Below are 15238 nucleotides of genomic sequence, written 5' to 3' on the forward strand. Positions count from 1 at the left end.
ATAACCAATAACCAATAACCAATAACCAATAACCAATAACCAATAACCAATAACCAATAACCAATAACCAATAACTACTAACTATTTTTCAACTTGGATTACTTGAATGCTGCCACCCGCATAAAGTTTAGCTTGTTGATTTGCTTGGGAATTGTTAGGTTGAAATCCAACTTCGGCCAACAAACTATTCAAGTCAGTTTCGATTAACTCCCAAGCAGTTTCAGTCTCAAACAACCACAAAAATACAGCTAACCCCGGCCAAAATACTGGATTTGTGGGCCGATGAAAATCTACCAAAGTGAATACACCCCCCGGCTTGAGTACGCGGTAAACTTCTTGAAAGATTTCCCTCAACTGTAGGGGCTGCATTTCGTGCATCGCCACGCTGCTGTGTACCAAATCAAAATGACAGTCGGGAAAAGGCATGGATTCGGCAAAAGCTTCTACATACTTGGCTGACGGTACATTTTTTCTGGCCCGTTCGAGCGATCGCGGCGAAGCGTCAAGTCCTGTGACATCCTGGGAATATTGCACGAGAAACTGCGTAGTTTGACCGCTACCGCAACAAAGGTCTAAAATTTTAGTTTCCGCGCTAGGGGTCAAATTTTGCAGGGCTAGCTGGCGAAAACGAGCCTCGCCACCTACGCTCAAAGCAGCCAGACGGGCGATCGCGTCGTACAGCCACTGATACCGATAACTTAAATCTCTAAAAATTGTTGCCATAGTCAAAATTATGTATAGCTTGTTATCGACTTAAGATATCATGAGGCTATATTGTTAAAATAAGTAACAGAACTGAGACGATGGGAGAGCTGTAACTGCTATGGGCCGTGTGGGAGTATTGCTATTAAACTTGGGCGGGCCAGATCAAATCGAGGATGTCCGTCCTTTCCTGTTCAACTTGTTTGCTGACCCGGAAATCATTCGCATTCCGTTTCCGTGGATGCAGAAACCGCTCGCCTGGTTGATTTCGACCCTGCGATTTCAGAAATCCCAGGAAAACTACCGCCAAATCGGGGGCGGCTCTCCTTTGCGCCGGATTACCGAAGAACAAGCCGCTTCGCTGCAAGAACTCTTGCAAGAAAAGGGACAAGATGCCCGAGTATACGTGGGGATGCGCTATTGGCATCCTTTTACCGAAGAGGCGATCGCCAAAATTAAGCGCGATCGCATCGAACAGTTGGCAATCTTGCCGCTATATCCTCAATTTTCCATCAGTACCAGCGGTTCTAGCTTCCGGCAGTTAGAAGAAATGTGGGGCAAAGATCCAGCCCTCAGCGAGATCGAATACACCGCTATTCCTTCTTGGTATCAACGACCTGGTTACATTCAGGCGATGTCGGAACTGATCGCCCAAGAATTAGACAACAGTCCACATCCCGATCGAGTTCACATCTTTTTCAGCGCCCACGGTGTCCCCCTCAGCTACGTAGAAGAGGCTGGAGACCCCTATCAGCGCGAGATTGAAGATTGCACTCGTCTGATTATGGAACATTTGAACCGATCGAACGAACACACCCTCGCCTATCAAAGTCGGGTTGGCCCGGTGGAATGGCTCAAGCCTTACACCGAAGACGCGATTACCGAATTGGCAGAAAGTGGAGTCGAAGATTTGTTGGTAGTTCCGATTAGTTTTGTTTCGGAACACATCGAGACTCTGCAAGAAATTGACATGGAGTATCGAGAACTAGCAGAAGAATCGGGCATTGAAAATTTCTACCGAGTGCCCGCACTGAATACTCATCCGGTGTTTATTGAGGCCTTGGCCGATTTAGTCATCGAGTCGATCGAATCTCCCAGCGTTAAATTCTCTGATGTAGTACGCCCTTCCAAGAGAGTCAAAATGTACCCTCAAGAGCAATGGGAGTGGGGTTTGACGACGGGGGCCGAAGTCTGGAACGGTCGTGTAGCAATGATTGGTTTTATAGCATTAGTGATCGAGTTAGTTACGGGTCAAGGCCCGCTACACTCGATCGGCTTGCTTTAAACAATCGGTTGTGCGATCGATCTTTAGGGACGGCTTAAGCCAGCAATCAGTGGTCTTAACTTCAATCTGAAATTCTTGATATCTCTGGTTTGTATTTAAGTATCGATCCCCCCTTAGCTTGCTCTCTACTCCCCCTTCCCTAGGGGGATATGACCCCGGCAAGAAACGAGAAATACAAAGGGGTTCCAGACAATTGTTAACACCAACAGCAGACAAACAACCTGCGCCTAAAACCCGCCCCCGCCCCTGAGAACCGCCAGAGGGCGGTCTTTGTATCTACCTTAAACTAATCTGGATCGTGCTTGTGGCGGCGGGGATTTTCCCCATCGGCCACTATTCCCTGACTTCTGTACCAGCGATACCACTCTTTAGAACTGCGAATTGCCAGCCACAGCAGCAGCATAGCAACTAACGCTCCCTGTCGCGGGGCATCAAAGGCAAATAAAACCAAAGAAATGCACAGAATATCTTGCAAAAAAATTACCCAAATCGGCAAACCCCGCAGCCGGTAAAGCCATCCTGCTTGTACCAGTTGCAGCACTAAAGCCAACAAACCTCCGACAATACCAATAATCCACAGCATCCAGGGATGAGCAATAATTTCGTTGATCGAACTTACCTGAGCGATCGCAATTCCCATAATTGCTCCTACAATGGGACTAAAAATAATCTGCACAACTTGCAGCACCCGCTGTCCCACAAAAGTTTTAGAAGCAAATAACTCTAACAGCGACCAACTCACTAAGATGGTAATAGCCACTTGGGGAGGAACCCCCGATAATAGAGGTATTTCCGACCAAAGTTTATCAATCCGCAACAAACCAATTAACAGCAGGGGCAGGGCAATTCTCATACCCCCCGCCGCCGATGCAGATAACGCGGCTAGGAGTCCAACCATAATAATAATTGAGTTTAGAACATTTGCTAGAGCCTCGATCTATGTCACAATTTACTTCCCCTAGTGACTGGCTGTGATTTGAGCGATCGAACTCAAATTACCCCTTGAGCTTAAATATATCTCTCTATTTTAAGTGTATTTGCTTAATCTCTGCTTGGGAGTGCGGTATTGTCGAGCGACACCAAGCAGTTTGTCAACAGTTGACCGTTGACAGTTGACAGAATTCAACCTAGATTGTGATTAAATTAAAATGTATAGGAAAACCAGTAGGTCAGCCGAGATACTTAAAATTAAGATGTCAGCTATTCTTCCTTCTTCACTCTTCTTTCAAAATCTGACGGGCACTAAATAATTAATCCGTGTATCCGTGTCCAAATCCGTGTCGTGGTTTCCTTCTTCCTTCATCTTATGTCTGATTCATTATTTGCCGATGCCAGCCGCCGATTAGAACGAGCCTTAAAATATGTATCCCTTTCCGAGGATACGATCGAACGGCTCAAATATCCCAAATCCAGCTTAATTGTATCGATTCCCGTGCGGATGGACGACGGTTCCCTGCGAATTTTCCAAGGTTATCGAGTGCGCTACGACAACACCAGAGGCCCCTCTAAAGGAGGAGTGCGCTATCATCCGGGAGTATCCCTTGATGAAGTGCAATCCTTGGCATTTTGGATGACTTTTAAATGTGCGGTTCTCAACATACCATTCGGAGGAGGCAAGGGCGGAATTACTGTCAATCCCAAAGAATTGTCTAAATTTGAATTGGAAAGGCTGAGCCGGGGTTACATTGATGCGATCGCAGATTTCATCGGCCCCGATGTCGATATTCCCGCACCGGATGTCTACACCAATCCCATGATTATGGGCTGGATGATGGATCAGTACAATATTATTAAGCGACAGCTTTGTCCGGCGGTGGTGACTGGAAAACCCGTGACAATCGGTGGCAGTTTGGGCCGAGATACCGCTACAGCAACCGGCGCTTTTTTTGTAATAGAAACTATACTGCCAAAATTCGATCTAAATCCTCAAAATACAACCGTAGCAGTACAAGGTTTTGGTAATGCGGGTGCAGAATTAGCAGAATTGCTCTATCAAGCCGGTTACAAAGTTGTTGCAGTCAGCGATTCCCAAGGGGGAATTTATGCCAAACAAGGCCTGGACATCCCCAGTATTCGAGGGTTTAAAGACTCTAATAAAGGTATCAAAGCTATTTACTGCAAAGGTTCAGTTTGCAATATTATCGAACACAAAATCTTGACAAATGAGCAACTTTTAGCATTAGATGTAGACGTGCTGGTTCCAGCAGCTTTGGAGAATCAAATAACTGAAGCCAATGTTAACGATGTCAAGGCTAAGTTTATTTTTGAAGTAGCTAACGGGCCGATCGATTCTGCTGCTGATTTGATTTTAGAATCGAGGGGGATTCAGGTAATTCCTGATATTTTAGTCAATGCTGGGGGCGTAACGGTTAGTTATTTTGAGTGGGTGCAAAATCGCAGCGGGCTTTATTGGAAGCTGGAGGATGTCAACCAGCGGTTGCAGCACAAAATGGTCGAAGAAACTGAGGCAATTTGGAAGATATCTCAGGAATTTTCAGTTTCCATGAGAACTGCGGCTTACGTGTACGGGTTAAATCGACTCGGAGAAGCGATGAATGCGAAGGGAACCCGGGATTATTACGTCAACGGTTGAGAAACAAAATCCCCGACTTCTTTTGGTTATCTTCGTGAAATATCGAAGTAATTTCAGAAGTCGGGGATTTGGCTATTGGCTATTACATAGCCTTAGTCTCCGGCATCAAACACTTATCTGAATCGCAGCCCGCCGGCCCCGAATCCATCATTTCACCTAAGTCATAACGGCTCAAAGCCGCGTGAAAAACATCAATTTCGCGGCGCGCTAAACTCTCTTCCACCATCTTGGTGTAAGTTTCCTTGTTTATCGGTTCAAATGGCAAACGTGGGAAAGTTTCAAGAGCATCAAACCGAGCTAAAAGCGCTGCGGAAATGTAGCCTTCGTCGTCGCGAATGGCTTCGTAAATCCGAGTGCCCAAACTTTCAACTTCATTTTCCCGCAATTCAATGGTGGCCGAAGTGTTATGTCTAACATAGAACTTTTGTACCTGCATATAAAAGTCCATTTGTGCCGCCGCTGAGAATTTGTTAATGTCAATTTGATCGGCACCGGGTAAATCAGCCCAACTTACCGCAACGGGTATTTCTACCAGCCATTCCGTGCAGCGTTCGTCGAAGGGATTGTTCAGCAAATTGCCGTTTTCATCCTTGTCAGATTGAGACGGAATCACGTTGTATCCGTAGTCTATGCAGGCGAGGGCTACGGGGTCGTTTTTGCCGAAAGTGATCCGGCGAATAAAACGCTGGGCTTTCGGCGGATGCCACCCCGGAGAAGCGCCTGTGAGCAGAGATTTGGTACCCGATGGTTGCACGGTTGTGCAGCGATTTGGGCGTTTTAAGGAATGGCGATCGCAATAATCCCATACTACGCGATCAACAATCTCCCGCCAACCAGTCAAATACTCTTCTTCCCGCTGTTTAAAAGCGATTCCTTGCGGAGTTTGCGGGCGGCCTTCCACCCACCAGTGCAGCCACTCAACACCAAAAGCATGAACGAAGAAATCGAACAATCCCGTGAAAGATACGCCGACAATCGGGTCTAATTCGCGGCTGTATTGATAGCGAGGTTCGAGAAATTTGTGATTGAGAAGTACCGCAACAGATAAACCTGCTGCGGTGAAAGCTTCCTCTTGTTCTTTGAAGTTGTAAGGATCGATTTGATTGAGGTGAACCTCCCCCAGATTACAGTGAAAATTAGAGCCGATGATTTCCAGTTGTGTTATCCTAAAGGCTTTTTATCCTTTAGTTCTACAGATTCTATTTTCCCTGTAGCTCGGCGTACTTTTTCATTTACTTTAGTTATAAATGCCCCGCACTCTTGCCAGGATTATATTCTTCAATCAAGAAGGTTTACCCGGTACGCTCTACGGTGGTAAAGGATTTTTAATTCCCTTACTTACCTCGGAATTAACATCTCAGTCTTCTCCGAATTTGCGAGGTTTTTAACGTGAGGCAAAATTACTTACCACACGGGTTTAAGCCCAAACGAACTGACCGATGCTCTAATTCTTCCGCAGTCATGTCAGGATAGCGTTCCTGCAACCAATGTTTAGCTTTTCCTTCGTCGTAAGCTTTCAAAAACTCAAGTTTAAGACTCGGTGTAGAAAGTAAGTCAACGTTAGCTCTAGCTACAGCTTCACCAGCCCATTGAATTGCACCTTCACCAGAATAATACTGTTTGCGGACAGCATCAATACATTCTTCCAGTGTTGGTTTGTGATGAAAAACACGAGAGTGATTTGCCATTCTAAAAGCATCGCGTTCTGGATCTATTTTCCAGTTGCCATTTTCATCTTGTTGCCATAGGTTATTTTTAGCATTGGCTCCCAGTTCGTCATCGAAAGAAAACTGACGAATTCCCGCGCTGCGCCTAATATTTCCAGCAACAATTGTGACCGCTGCTTCATCAATCAATATGCAGCATTCAACTGAATTTAATTGCCGCCCTAAAGCTTTATTCAAAATAGCCGCGCAGCGCTGATAAAGGTCGGGCAATTTCACCGGATTTGCGACTCCGCCAAAACCTTTTAAAGGCTCTCCCACCGGGCGAACGTCGCTCAAATCTATGTAAACTTGAACTTCGCCTGCAAATCTTTCATCTGTGGATAATTCCAGTAAAGTTTGATAGGATTGCACCCAACCTTGGCGAGAATCTCCGACATGGATAGTGGCGGTTTTTTTGTCTATTTTTACTTCGGTTGCTTGGCGGCGCGACTGGGCGGGTGTAGAGCCGATTTCGCCTTGCATTGTCACGGTTAAGCGGTTGCGGATTGGCGGCAATTGGTTGATATATTTGGGTTCCAAAACTGCACCGGTGCCGCAGCCCATCATTGCCAAATCCATTAACAAGCCAAAGGCGCGCCAGTCGATAATATTGGTTGAGGAACAATTATAGGCGCCGGAAAAGTTTTCGGGTTGTTCTATCCATTTGCTGCCGCCTACCCACAGCCAGCGCCCGGAAGCGAGGGTTTTGAGCTGGTTTTGCATCCGGTGTAGGAGCTCTGTTTCTTCAGCAGTGAGGTTTCCTAGCGACGCTAAGCCCTTAACTGTTCGATCGCACACTTGGGCCCAAGTCTCCCGCCCTGTCTCGGTACGGCGGCTGTACGTCCTGAAAAATATTGGATTTGCTGTGGGTACTGTTTCGGGAAAATCGGACTGGTTGCGTTTTTCGCTGACACTCGATCGCTCTAATTTTGGAACCATAATTTATGTACTGACGCGGAATATATCAACAGACTACGAATATACAATAGGATTCAGATTGAGAGTTAAACGTTAATATATTGGACGAATTGCACTAAATAGGGTGTTTTGGGCTTTGTCAGATCCAAGACTTACGCAGTGTCAAAGAAACCCGGTTCCTGCTCATCCGTGCGCCGGCAAACTAAGAGTGCCCCAAAACTTGACGAAAAAACCCGATTTCTTCCAGAAACCGGGTGAAGCGCAAATTTTGTCAACTGTCAATTATTTGTCAATAAAAACTCAATATTCGGTAACAGCGGGTCTTGAACGATCCCCACACCCTTAAAGCTCCAACGTTCCAGCAACTTTTTTACCTGAGAACCAGAAATTGATTCTACTCCGAATCGATCGGCAACATCAGCAGCATGGGTGTTGAGATAGCTCAAAGCGTCATAGTCTTCGCGAAACATTAACAAGTAACTAACTGCCGAATCAGGATTGGGATTGGCGGATAGATATTTGCCGTCAGCACGAGAACGGAGCAAGTAAAAAACTTGGGATAACATCTTATCTTGTTTGTCAAAATAATAGATTAACTTAAATTGGGAATTGGGAATTGGGAATTGGGAATTGGAAATTGGGAATGGAAATTGGGAATGGGGAATTGAGAATTGCCCGATCGCAATTGCAGTGCGAACTTCTAGCTCGCACTGCGAAATAATTACGACTCCTCAACCGGCCTCGATCGCCGATCGGACTTCACCATTTAAATCAAAGTCAGTGCCAAACCTTTAATCGATCGCCCGTCGCCAATTGGACCAACGATGGAAGCCCGACCGGTCGTCAAATTAATATTGTACAGGCTCGAAACTCCGCCAACTTCGATCGCAGCCAAAGCCGTCTCATTACCGCCAACACTCCTGACATCAAAGCCGAGAACGGTACCAGCATCAACTCCCAAAGATCCGATCGTATTCAACACTCCATTATTCGGCGGATCTTGCCGCACCAAAACGTCTAAATTGCTGTCGATGGCAAACAAAGTTGTCGAATTTACCCCCGGCAAGTTATTCACATAAGCAGCAGACGCCACCCCCGGAGAATTTCCAAAATTGCGATCGCCCGCAGCATAGGCCAAATTCCCGTCGAGTTGAATTCCCCCCGTCAGCGTGTCAGTATCCACAACTGCCCCCGTATCCGGGTTGAGGCGGGCGTTTTGACCGGCTTGATTGACAAACCGAATGCGATCCACCGTCGGATTGAAATCAAAACCCGCAGCCCCCGGAGTCAAACCAACAGGAAATTGCCCAGTCCCGACTTGACTTGCAGCCCCAGTCACCGGATCGATCGCGTACAAGCGATTGCTAGAACCCACACCGAAAAGTTGGCCGTTAGCGGGGCGAAAATCAATTCCCAGCAAACTTTCTCCAGGCTGCAAACCCGTAACTGTCGCGTCGCTCAGAATCGCCTGCGGTGCCGCCTCGTTAAAACCGACAATTGCTTCAGCGCCATTTCTGACAGTCAAAGCGTAAGCTGTAGGCAAAGGCAAAGCCAAACCGTTAATCTGTCTTCCGTCGGCAATTTGGCCCGCGAAGGAAGCTTGACCGGTTGTCAAATTGATATTGTACAAACCGGAAACACCCCCAACTTGCAGCGCAGCCACCGCGACATCGCGGCCGCCGATAGTTCTGATATCAAAGCCGAGAATGCTAGTAGCATCAACTCCCAAAGATCCGATCGTATTCAACACTCCATTATTCGGCGGATCTTGTCGCACCAAAACGTCTAAATTGCTGTCGATTGCAAACAAAGTTGTCGAAGTTACCCCGGCCAAATTGTTAGTATAGGCAGCCCCAGCCACCCCCGGAGAACTTCCGAAATTACGATCGCCCGCAGCATAAGCCAAATTCCCGTCGAGTTGAAGTCCCCCCGCCTGCGTGTCAAAATCCACAATTCCCGCCGTATTCGGATTGAGGCGGGCATTTTGACCGGCTTGATTGACAAACCGAATTCGATCCACCGTCGGATTGAAATCAAAACCCGCAGCCCCCGAAGTCAAACCAACAGGAAATTCCCCGCTACCGACTTGACTTGCTTCTCCAGTTCTGGGATTGAGAGTATACAAGCGATTGCTAGAACTTACACCGTAAAGTACGCCATTCGCCGGCCGATAATCAATTCCCAGCAAACTTTCTCCCGCTGGTAATCCAGTCACGGGCAAATCTGAGATGACACTTCCCGGATTGGAAAGACTAAAACCGACAATCCGATTAGTAGATGTTAAAGCATAAGCGGTTGTTCGCGGTGGAGGCGGGAGAGTGGGAACAATGCTGCCAATATTATTAGTGAAATTTGCCGGGCCTATCGAACTTTGTCTCACCCCTTGGAGAACCGCAAAAAATTCTCCAGTCACCCGGTCTTGAATAACAGTATTGTTTCCAGCTTCCAGAATATTCAAGTCGCTAAAACTGACACCTTCTCCCAAACCGATTAAATCTGTACCCGGTGCAAAATCTGCGATCGCGTCAGCATCGCCCAAACTTACACCGCCGCTGGTACGAAAAGGATCGGCATCAGCGTAGCGCCTCAAAACAAATACGTCTGCCCCCTCGCCGCCGCTTAGGATATCAGTACCGCGATCGCCCGACAAAATATCATTGCCGGAGTTTCCTGAGATGAAATCGCTACCTTTTCCGCCAACTAAAAAATCGCTACCTTCACCGCCGTTAATAGTATCGTTATCTAAATCTCCAAAAATCGAATCATTGCCAGAATTTCCCTCAATGGAATCGCTTTGCTTTCCTCCAAAAATGCTGTCATTTCCCGAGTTTCCCGCAATGGTGTCATTTCCCATTAAACCAAAAATCAGGTCATCTTCTGGAGTTCCGGCTAGCAAGTTTGCTTGTGCGGTGTCTCTTATTTCTGCCATGCTGTAATCACCCTCTAATTTTGATACTTCCGTTGCCTAAAAGCGGCGGTTTTTTCATTTTAACATATCACAAATTCGCACTTTTAGGATAGTTTTTCTTATTTTCGGCTGTGTGGGCTGCCATAAAAGTATTACACGCAGGTAAAATGATATATAAACCCGCCCCCAGATTCAAATAAACTCACTCCTAAATACAGATCACTTAGCCGTATTTTATAGTTGGCTGTGTAGCTGGCGCGCGATCGCAGCTCAACTGCAAACAGGCAAGCTCAACTTTTTAGCGATGCGAACCTATGAAATTTTGTACTGCGTTCATTAGTAATATACGCTGACTCTATAATTTTGGATCTGTACAGTCAGAAATTATTTTGCAACTTTAATCTTAAAGCCTCCGAAGGCGGGCTTTTTGTGTGTAGTGGCGACAACCATCGCTCAATATAAAGTGAATTATAAATGCGGAATTGGCATAATAAGTGGAACAGTCGTCTGAAGAGGAGTTAAGGTTTTCTGCAAGGGTTTAAATCCCATACCGCAATCGGGGTTTCACATTAAGTTGACACCAAAGAGTTTTGCCTGCAAACGCAAAAAAGCAGTTTTTTCGCTTCTTCTTTCTTCCTTCTTGCTCAGGACTTACGCAAGCACACATTGCGACTGCTAATCAAATTTGATTTAATTATATACTGCCGCCGCAACTAGATCAAGTCTGCACGGAAAATTCCTCTGGATCAATATCCCAATTTACCCAGCGAATTGCCTCCCTAGCTGATGTCAGGTTAGGCGGCACTCTCAAAGCGTGAATGAATCCCGTACTCGGACAAGTCATTTTTAACAAACAAATCGGCTCGACATCGGCGTTATCTATTTGTAATAGTGCATATTCCTGCCAACTATCTATTTGTTTTGCTGACAATTCTTGACAAATGCGATCGTAACCAATTCCTTCAATTAACACTCGCCGAAGTTCGGCATTCTCTTCTGTTAAAAGCCAGTGGGATTGCCATTGATTTGGGTGGACTTTGCCGTATTTTTCAGGCAATTCGACACCGTGATAATAGTAAAAATTCCATCCGTCCGCAAACTCAATAGCAGGTTCTCCTTCTGCGTGCAAGCGGTTTTGACTGTCAAAGCGCAGGTGGCGGGGGCGATCGCACACCGCGCAAAACTTTTCAAAGGGAAATATCCAACCGCAATGCTCGAAAAGCAGCTTTTGGGAGCGAAGTATTTCTTGTGCCTTTTGGGAAAGATTGACGCCTAATGAAGAGATATACCATTGAGTCAAATAGATTTCTTTAAACAAAGTCGTGGGGGTTTCAGGGGATGTCAGGTCGTCAAACCAAATATCTGGAAAAACATTCCCCTTCGTTTGTTCCGATTGTGCATAGCTTTCAACCAATTCGTACATTAGCGAACTCAGTGTGCTGTCTGCTTCGGACTCGATCGTCATGCTATCAATCTCATAGTTCCACACGCCCGGACTTGCAAATTCTCCCACAGCGGACATCCATTTCTGGTCTAGATTTTTCCCCAATCTATTGCTGTATTTGTCTGAGCAGTTTTGTGAACGGTCCTGTTTGGGCCTGTTGAATATTTGGAGATAAGCGTCGCGGGGACTGCTGCAAATCATAACGGAGGGTTCTTCTAGCCCAATAGCGGCATAGGCAACTTTGATGGCTTCTGTGGCTTTTTGAACATCAATTGGCTTAGTCGAGAGAGTAAGACGTTTCTGGGCGAGTTCCCCTAACACGCACAGAGCGGTATTTTGATTGTTCCAGAGATTCAATGTTGTCAGATTGGTGAGCTCGCGCAAGGCGCTGATATCGGTAATTCGATTGCTGTTGAGATACAGTGTGGTCAGATTGGTGAGCGAGCCGAGAAAGCTGATATCGGTAATTTGATTCTCGCTGAGATTGAGTGTTATCAGATTGGTGAGCGAGCCGAGGAAGCTGATGTCGCTAATTCTATTGCCGCCGAGATTGAGTGTTGTCAGATTGGTGAGCGAGCCGAGGAAGCTGATGTCGCTAATTTGATTGTTGCTGAGATGCAGCTCTGTCAGAGTGGTGAGCGAGCCGAGGAAGCTGATGTCGCTAATTCTATTGCCGCCGAGATTGAGTGTTGTCAGATTGGTGAGCGAGCCGAGGAAGCTGATGTCGCTAATTTGATTGTTGCTGAGATGCAGCTCTGTCAGATTAGTGAGCGAGCCGAGGGAGCTGATGTCGGTAACTCGATAATTGTAGCCCAGATGCAGTGTGGTCAGATTGGTGAGCGAGCCGAGGAAGCTGATGTCGCTAATTCTATTGTAGGAGAGATTCAGTGTTGACAGATTGGTGAGCGAGCCGAGGGAGCTGATGTCGCTAATTTGATTGAGGCGCAGATTCAGTGTTGACAGATTGGTGAGCGAGCCGAGGAAGCTGATGTCGCTAATTTGATTGCTGTCGAGATTCAGTGTGGTCAGATTGGTGAGCGAGCCGAGGAAGCTGATGTCGCTAATTTGATTGTAGGAGAGATTCAGTGTGGTCAGATTGGTGAGCGAGCAGAGGAAGCTGAAGTCGGTAATTCGATTGTAGGAGAGATTCAGTGTGGTCAGATTGGTGAGCGAGCAGAGGAAGCTGAAGTCGGTAATTCGATTGCCGCACAGATTCAGTGTGGTCAGATTGGTGAGCGAGCAGAGGAAGCTGAAGTCGGTAATTCGATTGTTGCCCAGATCGAGTGTTGTCATGCTTGAAAGTATCTGCTCCGCTGCTTGTGCCTCATCAGTGCCAGCCTTTTTTAACAACACTTTAACTGTGTACCTTGCCTCTTGTGAAAGGCTGTCAATATGCCTGCACCAGTCGGCAAAGCGGCTAAAATTCATTGGCTCGTTGGGTTTTTTTTCTGACATAAAACACTCCGAGATGGGTAATGGGAATACTATTGACTGTTGACTATTACAAATCGCCTTTGCGTACCTTCTGTTACTGAGTTAAGTCTACTATTTCAAATCTTCCAGCTTAATCCGAGGATCGATCGCCTTCAGCAGCAAATCGGCCAACAAATTCCCCACAATCAACATCGTCGCACCCATCATCAAACTCGCCATTACTAAATACAAATCTTGATTAGTCACAGCCTCCAAAGTCAGCTTTCCCAAACCCGGCCAATTAAAGAAATATTCGGCAATAAACGCACCGCTCAACAAACCAGCAAACTCAAAACCCAACAGCGTAATCAACGGATTAACAGCATTCCGCAAAGCGTGAACGTAAATTACTCGATCTTCCGGCAAACCTTTAGCCCGTGCTGTTCGGATATAATCTTGACGCAGCACGTCCAAAAATTGTCCGCGCATCAATCTTTGTAAGCCTGCAAAACCTGTAACGCTGAGGGCGACTGTTGGCAAAATTAAGTGCCAGCAGTAATCGAGGATTTGACCCCACCAAGGTAAGTCTGCATGGTCGATGCTGGTCATTCCTCCGACGGGGAAAAGAGGGGAAGTATTTTGAGCAAAAAATAGCAGCAGCAAGGCTGTGATAAAGCTCGGAAATCCCTGGCCGGTGTAGCTGACTACTTGCAAAACTCGATCGACTGTGCGGTTTTGATTGACGGCGGCGACTATTCCCAAAGGAAGCGCGATCGCCCAAGTTACAATCAAAGAGGCGATCGCCATCAACAGCGTCGCCGGCACCCGTTCCCACAGCAGCGACGCTACGGATCGCTGATACACAAAACTCGTGCCAAAATTCCCCCGCGTTACAATTTGTTGCAGCCACCGCCAATACTGCACAATAGCTGGTTTATCTAAGCCGAACTGCTGTTCGAGTTGTTTGAGTGTCTCCGGCGAAATCTTGGGATTTTGGCTCAAAGTATCCAAGTAATTTCCCGGTGCTAGCTCAATAATTGCAAAACAAAGCATTGATGCCAAAAATAGGGTTAAAAGTGCCTGCAACAGTCGCTTGAGAACATAAGTAAATGTCTCGCTGCCAAACAGAGAATTCAACATTCGCCAATTTCGATTCAATTTAATAGAAGTCATACGATTTTAGATTTTAGATTTTAGATTTGAAGAATTGTGAATGATATTAATTCCGGTTGCATCGGAATGATTTAACCACAGAGAACGCAGAGAACACAGAGAAAGAGAAGAGAGAGATAAATAATTCCGATGCAAAGGTCAAGGATATTATTTGTCAGTAGTTTTTACTCAACAGTCAACAGTCAACTGTCAACAGTCAACTGTCAACTGTCAACTGTCAACTGTCAACAGTTAACTAACTAATACTCCACTAGCGTGACGATCGGCACATCGGGCAATTTCTGCCTGCCGCCCAAAGCCTGCAATTCAATGATAAAAGCAAAACCGACAAGCTCGCAGCCAGCTTGCTCCAACAATTTAGCCGTCGCCGCCGCTGTTCCGCCAGTGGCGATTAAATCGTCCACAATCAGCACCCGGCTGCCGGATGTCATCGCATCTCGGTGCATCTCCAGCCGATCGACACCGTACTCCAATTCGTACTCAGCAAAATGAACCGCACCGGGCAGTTTCCCTGGTTTGCGGACAGGAATAAAGCCTATTCCCATTTTATAAGCCAAAGGCGCGCCAAAGATGAAGCCCCGCGATTCCATGCCCACCACATAGTCAACAGACATTGCAGAGCATTTTTCCGCTAAGCTGTCAATGGTGTAGCTGAGCCCTTGCGGGTCGCGCAGCAAAGTTGTAATGTCTCGAAACAGAATTCCCGGCTTTGGGAAATCAGGAATGTCGCGAATCAGAGATTTGAGATCCATAAGCTTGCAGGTCGGTGTTGAAGGTAACGAGGAATCAAAAATGGTACAATCATAGCGCCAATCGATTTGAGATTTGAGATTTTAAATTTGAGATTTGAGATTCACACGAAAATCTCAATTTTCGGGGTCTAAATTTTGGGGCTGCGGGCGAACCTCTCCGGGGCTTGTCTCCCTATGCAGGTGAGGTGAGTCGATTTAAAATTTGAGATTTACTCCACAGATGCAATCTGGGCCTTAAACTAAGGTCTAAATTTTTGCTGAGAACTTCTTTAATTTTTATTTGTAAATTGTTTAATCCTTTGCTTACTATGTAAACAAATGTCATAATTCCCTAACACCAGGGT

At 46.3% G+C, this 15238-nt stretch carries 11 protein-coding genes and 2 pseudogenes; 3 read left to right on the forward strand and 10 right to left on the reverse strand.

Annotated elements, in window-relative coordinates; translation table 11 throughout:
* Positions 1-81: 81 nt before the first annotated feature.
* On the reverse strand, positions 82-723 hold the full coding sequence (locus tag QUA01_RS18985) for a class I SAM-dependent methyltransferase (protein WP_333091975.1): 642 nt from the start codon (positions 721-723) through the stop codon (positions 82-84).
* A gap of 100 nt (positions 724-823) precedes the next feature.
* On the opposite strand from QUA01_RS18985, the gene hemH reads away from it, so the two are divergent.
* A complete protein-coding gene (gene hemH / locus QUA01_RS18990) occupies positions 824-1987 on the forward strand; it encodes a ferrochelatase (protein ID WP_333091974.1) in 1164 nt (387 codons plus the stop codon).
* 286 nt (positions 1988-2273) lie between these two features.
* Here hemH and QUA01_RS18995 read toward each other — a convergent pair whose 3' ends face one another.
* Positions 2274-2885: a DUF4126 domain-containing protein gene (locus QUA01_RS18995; RefSeq protein WP_333091972.1), complete on the reverse strand. Its 612-nt coding sequence runs from the start codon at positions 2883-2885 to the stop codon at positions 2274-2276.
* Between the two features lie 408 nt (positions 2886-3293).
* Between QUA01_RS18995 and QUA01_RS19000 the strand changes: the two genes are divergently transcribed.
* Positions 3294-4580, forward strand: coding sequence for a Glu/Leu/Phe/Val family dehydrogenase (locus tag QUA01_RS19000; protein WP_333091971.1), 1287 nt, complete (start codon positions 3294-3296; stop codon positions 4578-4580).
* A gap of 82 nt (positions 4581-4662) precedes the next feature.
* Here the strand turns inward: QUA01_RS19000 and nrdJ (QUA01_RS19005) are convergent, their stop codons facing one another.
* Complete coding sequence (nrdJ, locus tag QUA01_RS19005; RefSeq protein WP_333114276.1) at positions 4663-5745, reverse strand: ribonucleoside-triphosphate reductase, adenosylcobalamin-dependent; 1083 nt, start codon at positions 5743-5745, stop codon at positions 4663-4665.
* A gap of 82 nt (positions 5746-5827) precedes the next feature.
* Between nrdJ (QUA01_RS19005) and QUA01_RS19010 the strand changes: the two genes are divergently transcribed.
* Complete coding sequence (locus QUA01_RS19010) at positions 5828-5968, forward strand: hypothetical protein (RefSeq protein WP_333091970.1); 141 nt, start codon at positions 5828-5830, stop codon at positions 5966-5968.
* A 12-nt stretch (positions 5969-5980) separates the two neighbouring features.
* Here the strand turns inward: QUA01_RS19010 and nrdJ (QUA01_RS19015) are convergent, their stop codons facing one another.
* The 7 genes and pseudogenes from nrdJ (QUA01_RS19015) to QUA01_RS19040 form a co-directional block, all read right to left on the reverse strand.
* Positions 5981-7225: a ribonucleoside-triphosphate reductase, adenosylcobalamin-dependent gene (gene nrdJ / locus QUA01_RS19015; RefSeq protein WP_333091968.1), complete on the reverse strand. Its 1245-nt coding sequence runs from the start codon at positions 7223-7225 to the stop codon at positions 5981-5983.
* 257 nt (positions 7226-7482) lie between these two features.
* Positions 7483-7770 (reverse strand): hypothetical protein, encoded by a 288-nt coding sequence (locus QUA01_RS19020; RefSeq protein WP_194008052.1) that lies wholly within the window; start codon positions 7768-7770, stop codon positions 7483-7485.
* A gap of 200 nt (positions 7771-7970) precedes the next feature.
* Positions 7971-10133: a DUF4394 domain-containing protein gene (locus QUA01_RS19025; RefSeq protein WP_333091967.1), complete on the reverse strand. Its 2163-nt coding sequence runs from the start codon at positions 10131-10133 to the stop codon at positions 7971-7973.
* Between the two features lie 697 nt (positions 10134-10830).
* Positions 10831-11397 (reverse strand): annotated as a pseudogene (locus QUA01_RS27465) (DUF6745 domain-containing protein); the annotation flags it as partial.
* 495 nt (positions 11398-11892) lie between these two features.
* Positions 11893-13011 (reverse strand): annotated as a pseudogene (locus QUA01_RS27470) (leucine-rich repeat domain-containing protein); the annotation flags it as partial.
* A 90-nt stretch (positions 13012-13101) separates the two neighbouring features.
* Entirely contained in the window at positions 13102-14142 is a 1041-nt protein-coding gene (locus QUA01_RS19035) for an ABC transporter permease (protein WP_333208045.1), read from the reverse strand.
* 239 nt (positions 14143-14381) lie between these two features.
* Positions 14382-14894: an adenine phosphoribosyltransferase gene (locus QUA01_RS19040; RefSeq protein ID WP_333040475.1), complete on the reverse strand. Its 513-nt coding sequence runs from the start codon at positions 14892-14894 to the stop codon at positions 14382-14384.
* Between the last annotated feature and the right edge of the window lie 344 nt (positions 14895-15238).

The sequence above is a fragment of the Microcoleus sp. S36a_B3 genome, from assembly GCF_036700745.1.
Taxonomy (GTDB): Bacteria; Cyanobacteriota; Cyanobacteriia; order Cyanobacteriales; family Microcoleaceae; genus Microcoleus.

Bases quoted from the DNA above. Each gene is read 5' to 3' on its own strand.
- QUA01_RS19020 (WP_194008052.1), bottom strand. From the start codon at position 7,770: ATGTTATCCCAAGTTTTTTACTTGCTCCGTTCTCGTGCTGACGGCAAA.
- QUA01_RS19025 (WP_333091967.1), bottom strand. From the start codon at position 10,133: ATGGCAGAAATAAGAGACACCGCACAAGCAAACTTGCTAGCCGGAACT.
- QUA01_RS18995 (WP_333091972.1), bottom strand. From the start codon at position 2,885: ATGGTTGGACTCCTAGCCGCGTTATCTGCATCGGCGGCGGGGGGTATG.
- QUA01_RS19000 (WP_333091971.1), top strand. From the start codon at position 3,294: ATGTCTGATTCATTATTTGCCGATGCCAGCCGCCGATTAGAACGAGCC.
- QUA01_RS18985 (WP_333091975.1), bottom strand. From the start codon at position 723: ATGGCAACAATTTTTAGAGATTTAAGTTATCGGTATCAGTGGCTGTAC.
- QUA01_RS19040 (WP_333040475.1), bottom strand. From the start codon at position 14,894: ATGGATCTCAAATCTCTGATTCGCGACATTCCTGATTTCCCAAAGCCG.
- QUA01_RS19010 (WP_333091970.1), top strand. From the start codon at position 5,828: ATGCCCCGCACTCTTGCCAGGATTATATTCTTCAATCAAGAAGGTTTA.
- hemH (WP_333091974.1), top strand. From the start codon at position 824: ATGGGCCGTGTGGGAGTATTGCTATTAAACTTGGGCGGGCCAGATCAA.
- QUA01_RS19035 (WP_333208045.1), bottom strand. From the start codon at position 14,142: ATGACTTCTATTAAATTGAATCGAAATTGGCGAATGTTGAATTCTCTG.
- nrdJ (WP_333091968.1), bottom strand. From the start codon at position 7,225: ATGGTTCCAAAATTAGAGCGATCGAGTGTCAGCGAAAAACGCAACCAG.